Genomic DNA, 11,659 nt, shown 5'->3' with positions numbered 1-11,659 from the left:
TCCATCATCTATATCATCCGAAGCAATTAGGCAGGTCTCCTGGCTCAATTTCAACATCTTATAGAACCTTCCCAGCTATGCTAGTGGTATTCTCTATAAAACTCCGTTTTACAGTGGTGGGACCGCTAAAGATTTTCACTTTATTCCCTATTCTCCCAAAGTGGGCACCTAATGCTTTTATGTAATTACTTTAAATTTACGACAAAGTGTTTTTAGTGTCAATATTGAAAAAATTTTTGTACTAGCACTTTAGTCCAATAAAAAACGAGGTACTTAACAAGCGAACCTGTTACATACCTCGATATACCTTCTTATTTAAATTCTAATTCTCCATCATAAGCAAGCATGCCACCTTCAAGGTTTGTTACGTCAAAGCCTTGTGCTTCTAAGTATGCACAAGCATTTGCGGAACGTCCACCTGCTTTACAAACGATAATATATGGTTTAGTCGTATCTAATTCACCCAAACGCTCAGGGATTGTCCCAAGTGCAATATGTTGCGCACCAGGGATAACACCTTGTGCTACTTCATCGTCTTCTCGCACATCAATAATGTAAAGGTCTTCGTTTGCATCTAATCGTTCTAATAATTGTGTTGTATCCATCGATTTCATCTATAAAATCCTCCAATATATCAATTTCCTATTACATTATAGCGTGAACGAAAAAAAACAGCTAGTGATGTAACACTAACTGTTTCTATTTACTTTATTTATTCTTCTACCTCTAAAAATTCGACTTGCTTTGCTGGAACGAATGTAGAAATTGCGTGTTTGTAAATGAGATGCTGTTTACTTTCAGCATCTACTAATAATACTGTAAAGTTATCATAGGATTTCACAGTTCCTTTTAACTGGAACCCGTTTAACAGAAACACAGTTACAAAAACACTGTTTTTACGTAGATGGTTCAAAAACGTATCTTGCAAATTGATTGATTTCATAGAATGCGCCTCCCCTACTCTCTTTCTACCTCTTCATTCCTATAGTAGCATGTTATACCAATTTATCAATTAGTAATTTTTAGAAATTATTAAAGTTTTTAGTCTTTTCAAATAAAGTGAATATCCATTTTATTGCGAAAATAAGTCAACTGTCTTTTCGCATAGCGTCGAGAATTTTGCTTTAAATTTTCGATTGCTTCTTCCAATGTACATCGACCATCTAAGTAATCATACAATTCCTTATAGCCAATCGCTTGAATGGACTGTACACCACGAATATTTTGCTGCCATAGTCCCTGCACTTCTTGCAGTAGCCCTTTGTCCATCATGACATCTACTCGTAGATTGATGCGATTATAAAGTTCTTCGCGGGACATATTTTGACCAAGCCCTATAATTAAGTGGCGATACAATGGGATTTCTCCTCGATTGTGTTCCTCTGACGCCTTTGAAACACCACTTAATTCAATCATTTCTAACGCTCGAATTACACGTCTTGTATTGTTTGGATGAATCGTTTCAGCTGTTTTTGGATCAAGTGCTGCTAACTTTGCATGCATAGCTTCTGGACCTAACTTTTCTAGCTCCTCATAATAAGCTTTACGCGCTACATCATCAACCTGCTCCTCTGTAAATTGAAAATCATAAAGGACTGCTTGTACATATAGGCCAGATCCTCCAACAATAATTGGTAGCTTACCACGTGCCTGTATTTCACTAATTTTAGACCGTACTAACGCTTGATACTCCGCTACTGAAAAGGATTCCGTTGGCTCTTTGAAGCTTAATAAGTGATGTGGCACACCTTCCATCTCTTCTTCAGTAATTTTCGCTGTACCAATATCTAACCCTTTATAAATTTGCATGGAATCGCCATTAATAATTTCACCATTGTACTTTTTGGCTAGTTCAATGCTTAGTGCTGTTTTACCTGAAGCTGTTGGTCCGACAATAGCTACGACCTCTGCTTGCTGTATTTTATTTTCTATCATACTTTTCTAACCACCGTAATAAAACTTGATGAACCGCCTGTTGATTGTCTTCATTTAAAATTTCATGTCGTTTATCTTCAAATAAATAGACTGTAACATCTTGTAATCCTGCTGCTGCAAATTGTTCAGCTACGGAATAAACACCTAGACCACTATCACCAACAGGGTCTTTGCTACCACTGATCAATAGAATCGGCAAGTTTTTCTGTATTTTTTCAATCTCTTTTTTTCGATTCAATACCATAAAGCCAGCTGTTAAGTCAGCAAAAAATTGATTGCTTGGGATAAAGCCACAATATGGGTCGTCCATATATTTTTGCACTTCCTGCTCTACCGAACATAGCCAGTCATATCCCGTTTTAGGATTTGGAAACTGCTTATTAAAGCTACCAAAGCTCAACTTATTTAATAAAGGGCTCTCGGTTTCTTTACCACGCTGCATTGCGAATACTTGCGCAACATAATGTCCTATCCTATGCAATGTTGAAACACTACCTGTTCCACAAAGAATAACGTTATCAACATTAGTTCCGTAAAGTTGAATATATCTTCTAGCAATAAAAGACCCCATACTATGCCCGAATACGATTAATGGCACATCTGCAAATTGGTCATGTATGGTCATTATGACTTCATGCGCATCTTCCACAACCCGATCAAAACCATTTTTTTCAGCGAAAAAGCCTAATGTACCGTTATAACCTGCCGTCTCCCCATGCCCGCGATGATCATGCATGGACACGGCATAACCAGCCGCACAAAGAATCTGTGCAAAGTTTACGTAACGACCGCTATGCTCTGCCATACCATGTAAAATATGAAAATGACCTTTGCAGGGAATAGTCGGCGTCAATATGCGTGTAAACACAAAATGCCCATCTGACATTTTCATATAACGCTCCATCTACTACACCTCCACATTAGGAAAACTTGTCGCATCTAGAATCGCTTGTTCTAATTGAGCAATATAGGTATTTCTTTGTGACTCTGAATAGTGTAAACGCTGCTGCATCACTTGCACTACTTGTTGTTTATAACGTTTCACTGCATCAATATCAAAGTATAGTAAGCCCGTACGACGAATAAAGAAATCACAAGGGGTATACACCATTTCCGCTTCTATGCCGTATAGTAGCATCGCATGTAAAGCGAGGGGCATTGTACTACCATGCTCATGTAAATATTTCACCTGATTAAATAATGCGTCAACATTGGTACCGTATTTTTGCACTAAATGCTTCGCCTCATCATAATTCAGTCCATACTGAACACCTTCTCTTGCTTTATAGGCAGTATAGTCTGGGAAATTAATCGCATTAATGCCCTTTGCACCAGAAAGCGACAACTCACGTGTCATACATGGACTTGCATGCTTAAATTTATGTGTTTTCACAATTTTATCAACGATCGTTTCAGCCATTTGACGATAGCCTGTTAGCTTGCCGCCTGCAATGGTCATCAAACCACTTGATGCTATCCATATTTCATCTTTACGCGAAATTTCTGAAGGATTTTTGCCTTTTTCAAAAATAAGCGGACGAACACCTGCCCAAGAAGATTCTATGGTTTCTCTTGTAATTTCAACTGAAGGGAATACTGTTTTAGCAGCCTCAATTAAATAATCTACATCTTGTTGTGTGGCAGTAGGATGTATTGGATCGCCTTCATAAACTGTATCTGTTGTTCCTATATATGTTTTGCCATCACGGGGAATGGCAAAAGCCATACGACCATCTGGAATATCGAAATATAAAGCTTGTTGCAATGGGAAATCCTTTTGACTAAGAACGATATGGACACCTTTTGTTAAACGTAATTGTTTTTTATCTGTTTGCTTATCCTTCTGACGTACTTCATCTACCCAAGGGCCAGTAGCATTGACGATTTGCGCAGCATGTACTTCCACTGTTTTTCCAGTGATATGGTCTTTTACTTTTGCCCCAATCAGCTTTTTCTTGCTATATAAAAACTCTGTCATTTCTGTATAGTTTACACAAAGCGCGCCATATTCAACCGCTTTTTTTAGCACTTCAATTGTTAAACGTGCATCGTCTGTCCGATACTCTACATAATAGCCACCACCAACTAGCTCATCGCGCTTTAAAAGCGGTTCTAGTGTGGCTGTTTCTTGTGCACTTAGCATCGTGCGACGTTCTTGTTTTTTGACACCTGCTAGTCTGTCATAAACCTTTAACGCCACCGAAGTCGTAAACGGTCCAAGTGTACCATGCTTATATAAAGGTAACAGCATCTTTTCAGGTGTCGTTACATGAACAGCATTGTCATAAACAATTTCACGCTCACGCCCAACTTCTGCCACTACCCCTACATCAAATTGTTTTAAATAACGAAGACCTCCGTGAATAAGCTTTGTTGAACGGCTAGAAGTACCAGCCGCAAAGTCTTGCTTGTCAATTAGTGCAACTGATAAGCCTCTGGATGCCGCATCAAGTGCAATTCCCGCACCCGTAATGCCACCTCCAATGACTAATACGTCAAAGCTATATTGCTCTAAATAATCCATAATTTTAGGACGATGCTCAAATGAAAACATACTTTCTCCCCCATTAGCTATGATTTGAATAAACGTGTAGCCTCCACAGCTCTCTGCCAACCCGCATATAAATCCTTACTTTGCTCTGTAGTCATTTTAGGTTGATAGGTTTGCCCGTTAACCCACAATGCTGTTAAAGCCTCTTTATTTGGCCAAAAGTTCGTTGCTAGCCCAGCTAAATAGGCTGCACCGAGCGCAGTTGATTCATTAAGCTTTGCTAGCTCTACCTTCAACTGCAAAATATCACTTTGGAACTGCATTAATAGGCCATTACTGACAGCGCCACCATCTACCCGTAACACTTCAATTGGTGTGCCCGCCGCTTCTTCCATTGCATCGAGCACATCTTTCGTCTGGTAAGCTAGTGATTCAAGTGTTGCGCGGATAAAATGTTCTTTCGAAGTACCACGCGTTAAACCAAAAATAGCCCCGCGTGCATCGGTATCCCAGTATGGCGTGCCTAACCCTACAAATGCAGGAACTACGTAAACACCATCGGTATCAGCTACCTTTGTCGCATATTTTTCAGAGTCCTTTGCGGTACGAATCATACGAAGCCCATCACGCAACCACTGAATAGCTGATCCTGCCACAAAGACACTGCCTTCTAACGCATAGGTCACCTTACCATCAATGCCCCAAGCAATCGTTGTCAACAAACCATTTTCAGAATGTACCGCTTGGTCACCCGTATTTAATAACATAAAACAACCCGTACCGTACGTATTTTTAGCCATGCCTTTTGCAAAGCATGTTTGACCGAAAAGAGCGGCTTGCTGGTCACCGGCAATTCCTGCAATTGGAATTTCTTCACCAAAAAATATACTTGGTGCCGTTTTCGTATAAATTTCTGACGAGTTTTTCACTTCTGGCAACATCGACATCGGAATATTTAAAAGATCGCAAAGTTCTGCGTCCCATGTTAGTTCATGAATATTATAAAGTAATGTCCTTGCTGCATTTGAATAATCCGTAATATGTGCCCTTCCTTTTGATAATCGCCAAACAATCCACGAATCAATCGTACCGAACAGTAAATCGCCTTGTTCTGCCTTTTCACGTGCACCATCAACATTATCTAAAATCCATTTAATTTTTGTTGCGGAGAAATAAGGGTCCAGTCGTAATCCTGTTTTTTGCTGAAACACGCTTTCATGGCCTTGTTCCTTCAACGCTGTCACGATGTCTTGTGTTTGCCTTGATTGCCAAACGATTGCATTGTAAACAGGCTGCCCCGTCTGTTTATCCCAAACAACCGTCGTTTCTCGCTGATTTGTAATGCCAATTGCGTGTACTTCGCTTGCTTCATGTCCACTTTCTGTTAACACAGCTGCGATAACAGCGAGTACTGAACCCCATATCTCATTGGCGTTATGCTCAACCCAGCCAGCCTTTGGAAAATACTGTTGAAATTCCTTTTGTGCCACATGGACAATTTCACCTTTATGATTAAATAATATCGCCCTTGAACTTGTTGTTCCTTGATCGATTGCTAAAATAAATTCACCCATTTATTCCCCTCCTTAGGTTTTCACACCACGCTCGAAATCGCTGTAGGCTTTTTTAAGGATATTGGTTACAATACGAACGCATATGCTTCGTTGTTATTACATTACCCGTTTAAACATTTTTTCCACTTCATAGGTTGTAAAATGGATTAACACCGGCCGACCATGTGGACAAGTAAACGGATTATCCGCTCTACGTAAATCATCTAATAACGCAACCATTTGCTCTTTCGTCAAATAATGATTGGCCTTAATAGACTTTTTACAGCTCATCATAATGGCTGCCGCCTCACGCATTTTTTTGACATCTGCTGTTTTTGTGGTCAATACTTGCTCGATTAACTCCTCAATGATGTCCTGTTCCTCACCATTCGGAAACCAGCTAGGATGCTCACGAATAACAAATGATGACTGTCCAAAATCCTCTAAAAACACACCAACGGCCTCTAGCTGCTGTCTATTTTCACGCAGAATCAGTGCCTCGTCTGCTGCATAATGGAAGGTCAATGGCAGTAATAACGCTTGCCGTTCATTAGGATTTACTTGTCCTACTTTTTCACGGTAAAACTCATATTTAATACGTTCTTGCGCTGCATGCTGGTCGATTAAATAAAAACCGTCCTCCATTTGCGCAACAATATAAGTGCCATGTATTTGTCCTACTACTTCAAGCGCAGGAAATGGTTCTTTTTTAGGCTCTTTGATTGGAGATTCTACTATTTGAGGCTCCTCATTTAAAAAGTCCATATGCTCGTTTGGTGACGCTTCTTCTATTTGATTGGTTTCGATTGGTTGAATTGGTTGCCAGTGCTCTTCTATCACTGTAGGTGCAGGTTCTTCCATCGGTAATATGCTAGATTCCTGAACAGTTTGCGCATCATAAAGCTTTTCAACGATAGCATTCATTTTTTCTACATCAAGTTGTGGTACAGGTTTCCACATGTTCAGCTGTTCCGTTGCAGGTTTTGCAATCTTTTCCTTCTTCTCCATAAGTGGAACACGCATAACATCGCGAATTTTGCCACGTATCGTTTCTTCAATCAATTTAAGTAGCTCTGGTTCTTTACTTAAACGAATCTGGTGTTTGGCTGGATGGACATTGACGTCTGTTAAATAAGGGTCCCCTTCAATAAAGAGCGCTACAATTGGAAATCGTTCTATCGGTAAATACGTATGATAGGCATCAATAATGGCCTTTTGCACTAAATAATGTTTGACCCAACGCCCATTCACAAACAGCGACATATAATTTTTGGAAGCACGTGTCACCTCTGGTAAAGACACATAACCCGTTACCTTATAGTCATGGGACTCGCCGTGAAATGGCACCATTTTTTTTGCGTTGTGCACGCCATAAATTGCGGCTAGGACTTGCTGTACATCACCTCGTCCATTCGTCTGTAATAATTGCTGACCGTTATGTAGCAATCGAAAGGCAATTTGTGGATTACCGAGTGCTAGCCGATTCATTAGATCTATCGTATGCCCAAGCTCGGTTTGTATCGTTTTCATATATTTTAAACGAGCAGGGGTATTGAAAAATAGCTGTGCCACTGTAATATCCGTTCCTTTTCGTAAAGGGCCGGGCTTTTGCGTTGTGACATGTCCCCCTTCTAACTCTACATACGTGCCTGATTCGCCAGTTGAAGTAAGCATTGTCATTTTGGATACCGATGCAATCGATGCTAATGCCTCCCCACGAAATCCTAACGTACGGATACGAAATAAATCATGCTCCTGATGAATTTTACTTGTTGCATGGCGTGAAAAAGAGATTAGTGCATCTTCCTCATCCATCCCACTACCATTATCAATTACTTGAATTGAAGTGAGCCCCGCTTCCAGTAAAAAAACATCAATGGACGTACTGCCAGCATCAATCGCATTCTCGACTAGTTCTTTAACAACAGATGCCGGTCGTTCTACTACTTCTCCCGCAGCAATTCTATTGGAAAGCCACGCGTCCATAATTTGAATTTTTCCCATGGCGCATCACTCCTTTATTTTTTAGCGTTGACTAATTGCTGTTGTAATTCATATAAGATATTCATGGCCTGCATTGGTGAAGTACCAAGGATATTCACCTTCTCCAAGTTTCTCAATACTTCAGCCTCAGCTGAAGGCAACGGCTCTTGTTCCGTAAATAATGACATTTGCACGGGCTGTTCAACGACCTCTTGTGATACCGGCAGCGCTTCCCCTGCTTCAAAGTTTTCGAGCAATATACGAGCTCTCGATAAAATTTCCTCTGGTAATTGTGCCAATTGCGCCACGTGAATGCCGTAAGACTTATCCGCCGCTCCCTTTTTCACCTTGTGTAAAAAGACAACTGTACCATTCTTTTCAGTGGCAGAAACATGCACATTTTGTAATCGAGGTAAATCCTTTTCTAAAGCTGTCAATTCATGATAATGCGTAGAGAAAAGGGTATTGGCACCTATTTTGTCATGAATATATTCCATCATGGATTGCGCAAGACTCATTCCATCATACGTAGAAGTACCTCGACCAATTTCATCAAACAGCATTAAGCTATTTTCAGTGGCATGCATAATCGCATGCTGTGATTCTAGCATTTCTACCATAAATGTTGATTGTCCAGCAGCTAAATCATCTGCGGCTCCAATGCGTGTGAAAATTTGATCTGTAATTGGTAATCGCGCCTTTTCCGCTGGTACAAAGCATCCCATTTGTGCCATTACAACAATCAAGGCAACTTGGCGCATATATGTACTTTTACCGGACATATTCGGCCCAGTAATGAGCATCATATTGTGATTTTCTTCAAGTACGCAATCATTCGGTACATACATTTGCTTATTGAGCATTTTCTCAACTACAGGGTGACGACCTTCAATAATTTCTAGTGCACGACCCGCGTGAAATTCTGGCTTTGTAAAACGATATTTCTCTGAAACGCTCGCAAAGCTAAGCAATACATCTAATTCACTTATACTTGCAGCTAGTGCTTGTACCCGTGGGATGTATGATTTTAATTGTTCACGAATTTCAACGAAGAGGTTGTACTCTAAAGCTAAGCTTTCTTCCTCTGCATTTAAAATAAGTGCCTCTTTTTCTTTTAATTCCTGCGTAATGTAACGCTCTGCATTCGCAAGTGTTTGCTTCCGTTCATAGCGTGTTAAGTCCGCCAAATGAATATTGGACTTTGTAATTTCTATATAGTAGCCAAAAATACGGTTATAGCCAATTTTCAAGTTTTTAATGCCTGTTTTTGTACGTTCTGCCTGTTCTAACTGGGCAATCCAGTCCTTCCCATTACGAGATGCATAGCGCAGTTCATCTAATCGTTCGTTATAACCATCCCGAATCACATCGCCTTCTTTAATGGTAATGGGTGGATTATCTGTTATAGCACGTGCTAATAAAGCTTCAACGTCCGCACATGTATCGAGTGTTGCCCCTAGCTTTTGCAATGTTTCTTTTTGTGCTCCAATTAGCTGTTGTTGAATAATTGGAACTTGACGTAATGAGTCACGAAGCTGTGCTAAGTCACGACCCCCTACATTACCGAAAGCTACACGACCCGCTAAACGTTCTAAATCATAGACTTGTTTTAAGGAAGATTGTAATTCTGATCTGACAAAATATTCTTCTAATAAATCACTCACCATTGCAAGTCTTGCCTCAATAGCTGAACGTGTGGCTAATGGTTGATGTAGCCATTGTTTCAGCTTACGCCCCCCCATCGCAGTAACGGTATCATCTAATAGCCATAACAATGTACCCTTTTGGTCTCCGCCACGAATGGATTGTATAAGCTCTAAATTTCGTTTCGAACTAGAGTCAATACGTAAATAGTTTTTCATTTCATTAAAGGTAAAGGCTTGAATATGCGAAAGTGAACGCATTTGTGTCTTATCTATATAATGAAGTAACCGCAGGCAGGCCACTTGTATAGTTGCTGGCACTGCTTCTAAATAGCTGGCTGCTTTGTCCATCGCCATTTCGTCTTCTTCAACGGATAGTACAATGCCGACATTGATTGCATGTTCTGCTAACAAAAGCTGTAAGCTCTCCGTCACTATTAATTCTCGAATACCATATGCTTGCATTTGCATAAGAAGGGCTTTCCCATCCCCCTCAATGGATGAGGCAATCGCTTCCCCTGTAGATAAATCCAAGTAGGCATAGCCAAATGTAGTAGCATCCAGCTGTTCTGCTGCGCCAATGTAATGATTGCTTTTACCATCTAGCGCCTTCCCTTCCATAATGGTACCGGGAGTAATCAGTTGGACTACTTCACGTTTGACTACGCCCTTTGCTTGCTTTGGATCCTCTGTTTGCTCACAAATGGCAACTTTATAACCTTTTTGCACAAGTGTTTCTATATAATTTTTCGCCGAGTGATGTGGCACGCCACACATCGGAATACGCTCCTTGGCACCTGCATCTCGACTCGTTAATGTAATTTCTAATAGTTGTGATGCATTAATGGCATCCTCAAAAAACATTTCGTAAAAGTCACCTAATCTAAAAAATAAAAAAGCATCCTGATAATCTTCTTTGACTTGCAAATATTGTTGCATCATTGGTGTATAGGTTGTCATATATAAATTCCCTCGCTCTTGCACTAAAATCAAATATGCTTTGGCATATTTACGTCTAAATCATTTTATGTGTTGCCTCTATGTGCACACCGTTTTCGTTACTTCCTTCATTGTGATAGCGAACCTTGACGCATCAGTACGTCTTCACCAGCGCTTATGCTTGGGGCTAAGTGTTTGTTTAGCAACGATTCTGTACGATCCAAAGTTTCACCCTCAACGATTTTCTTCAAAGACAAGTAGACGTCATCCTCTGATTGTTAGTTTTATTATAACAAAAGATACATGCGAAACGCTTATTTCACCTTTGTAAAGATGCTAGCATTTCGCATGTATCAAAAAAATATCATCTTGTGATTTATCTTGGTCGTTCATCAGGAAACGATGAGGACTCTAAAACAAACCTACCGTCACTGCTTGAGCTTGACGAGCTGGAACTAGAGCTAGACGAGGATGAAGAGGAAGATGAGCTTTCATCATTAAAGTTCCATTCCTCTTCGAAATCTAGCGGATGTACACTAATGCAAATTGTCATTTCACCCATTACCTCAACAACAGTCTCACGCTCTACTACAATTTCAAATTTCGTGCCACATGGAGAAATTATCGCTTCCATGCAATTTGGTTCTTGTATCACACGCACACGTACATCATCGCCAACTGTTACTTCGCCATCTCTAAAGTGCAGCTTTACCTTATCTTTATAGTGAACCGTTTCTGAAAACACTGCTGTTTTCGAATGATTACTATAAGCATACCATACATTGACATCAAACTTTCCTGACACTTCTACAAATTTACCGACTTTTTTTGCTGAACAAGTATGGTTGATTACCCAGCAACCGAGAATGCTCGTCGGTTTATTTGTTGGACATAACGTTACACGTTCTTCTGTTCTCTTCTTCCCTTTGGCAACTACTGCTTTCGTCACGATTTGTCGTAAACGTTTCAGCGCAATTCCTCCTTCGACTCTTTTCACTCCATCATATGCAGGTAGCGCCCATTGGGTGAACAGATTTCATAGAATCTAATTGATTTACTTTCTCCATTTTTGCATTCAACAGCGTTAAGAGGGGCTCTAATTCAGTACCGACGCC

10 protein-coding genes and 1 riboswitch are annotated in these 11,659 nt (G+C 40.2%); all 10 genes read right to left on the bottom strand.

Annotated features, from left to right (window positions below):
- Positions 1–11 precede the first annotated feature (11 nt).
- Positions 12–187: riboswitch (cobalamin riboswitch) on the bottom strand.
- A 124-nt stretch (positions 188–311) separates the two neighbouring features.
- The 10 genes from MKY08_RS05295 to cotE all read right to left on the bottom strand — a co-directional run bounded on the left by MKY08_RS05295 (position 312) and on the right by cotE (position 11,541).
- Positions 312–614 carry a rhodanese-like domain-containing protein gene (locus MKY08_RS05295; protein WP_069509998.1) on the bottom strand — a complete coding sequence of 101 codons (303 nt, stop codon included), beginning with the start codon at positions 612–614 and terminating at the stop codon, positions 312–314.
- A gap of 98 nt (positions 615–712) precedes the next feature.
- The gene (gene hfq, locus MKY08_RS05290; RefSeq protein ID WP_069510000.1) at positions 713–943 is read right to left on the bottom strand and encodes an RNA chaperone Hfq; all 231 of its coding nucleotides are present in this window, start codon (positions 941–943) and stop codon (positions 713–715) included.
- 107 nt (positions 944–1,050) lie between these two features.
- The gene (miaA, locus tag MKY08_RS05285) at positions 1,051–1,935 is read right to left on the bottom strand and encodes a tRNA (adenosine(37)-N6)-dimethylallyltransferase MiaA (RefSeq protein ID WP_069510002.1); all 885 of its coding nucleotides are present in this window, start codon (positions 1,933–1,935) and stop codon (positions 1,051–1,053) included.
- A complete protein-coding gene (locus MKY08_RS05280) occupies positions 1,922–2,839 on the bottom strand; it encodes an alpha/beta fold hydrolase (protein ID WP_069510004.1) in 918 nt (305 codons plus the stop codon). Before MKY08_RS05280 ends, miaA begins: the two co-directional genes overlap by 14 nt.
- 3 nt (positions 2,840–2,842) lie before the next feature.
- Positions 2,843–4,489, bottom strand: a complete 1,647-nt coding sequence (locus tag MKY08_RS05275; protein WP_069510006.1) for a glycerol-3-phosphate dehydrogenase/oxidase — start codon at positions 4,487–4,489, stop codon at positions 2,843–2,845.
- 17 nt (positions 4,490–4,506) lie between these two features.
- On the bottom strand, positions 4,507–6,000 hold the full coding sequence (gene glpK, locus MKY08_RS05270) for a glycerol kinase GlpK (protein ID WP_069510008.1): 1,494 nt from the start codon (positions 5,998–6,000) through the stop codon (positions 4,507–4,509).
- Positions 6,001–6,096: 96 nt separating this feature from the next.
- Positions 6,097–7,983, bottom strand: a complete 1,887-nt coding sequence (gene mutL, locus MKY08_RS05265) for a DNA mismatch repair endonuclease MutL (RefSeq protein WP_069510010.1) — start codon at positions 7,981–7,983, stop codon at positions 6,097–6,099.
- Positions 7,984–7,997: 14 nt separating this feature from the next.
- Complete coding sequence (mutS, locus tag MKY08_RS05260) at positions 7,998–10,565, bottom strand: DNA mismatch repair protein MutS (RefSeq protein WP_069510012.1); 2,568 nt, start codon at positions 10,563–10,565, stop codon at positions 7,998–8,000.
- A gap of 107 nt (positions 10,566–10,672) precedes the next feature.
- The gene (locus tag MKY08_RS05255) at positions 10,673–10,801 is read right to left on the bottom strand and encodes a hypothetical protein (protein ID WP_256093136.1); all 129 of its coding nucleotides are present in this window, start codon (positions 10,799–10,801) and stop codon (positions 10,673–10,675) included.
- A gap of 119 nt (positions 10,802–10,920) precedes the next feature.
- Positions 10,921–11,541: an outer spore coat protein CotE gene (gene cotE / locus MKY08_RS05250; RefSeq protein WP_176723146.1), complete on the bottom strand. Its 621-nt coding sequence runs from the start codon at positions 11,539–11,541 to the stop codon at positions 10,921–10,923.
- Positions 11,542–11,659: the final 118 nt, after the last annotated feature.

The sequence above is a fragment of the Lysinibacillus sp. FSL M8-0337 genome (assembly GCF_038593855.1).
GTDB lineage: Bacteria > Bacillota > Bacilli > Bacillales_A > Planococcaceae > Lysinibacillus > Lysinibacillus sphaericus_D.
Note: the sequence above shows the minus strand (reverse complement) of the source record. Positions and strands in the feature narration are given on the sequence as shown.

Excerpts from the sequence above, each read along its gene's own strand:
- glpK (WP_069510008.1), bottom strand. The coding sequence starts at position 6,000 with ATGGGTGAATTTATTTTAGCAATCGATCAAGGAACAACAAGTTCAAGG.
- MKY08_RS05275 (WP_069510006.1), bottom strand. The coding sequence starts at position 4,489 with ATGTTTTCATTTGAGCATCGTCCTAAAATTATGGATTATTTAGAGCAA.
- miaA (WP_069510002.1), bottom strand. The coding sequence starts at position 1,935 with ATGATAGAAAATAAAATACAGCAAGCAGAGGTCGTAGCTATTGTCGGA.
- mutL (WP_069510010.1), bottom strand. The coding sequence starts at position 7,983 with ATGGGAAAAATTCAAATTATGGACGCGTGGCTTTCCAATAGAATTGCT.
- mutS (WP_069510012.1), bottom strand. The coding sequence starts at position 10,565 with ATGACAACCTATACACCAATGATGCAACAATATTTGCAAGTCAAAGAA.
- MKY08_RS05295 (WP_069509998.1), bottom strand. The coding sequence starts at position 614 with ATGAAATCGATGGATACAACACAATTATTAGAACGATTAGATGCAAAC.
- MKY08_RS05280 (WP_069510004.1), bottom strand. The coding sequence starts at position 2,839 with ATGGAGCGTTATATGAAAATGTCAGATGGGCATTTTGTGTTTACACGC.
- hfq (WP_069510000.1), bottom strand. The coding sequence starts at position 943 with ATGAAATCAATCAATTTGCAAGATACGTTTTTGAACCATCTACGTAAA.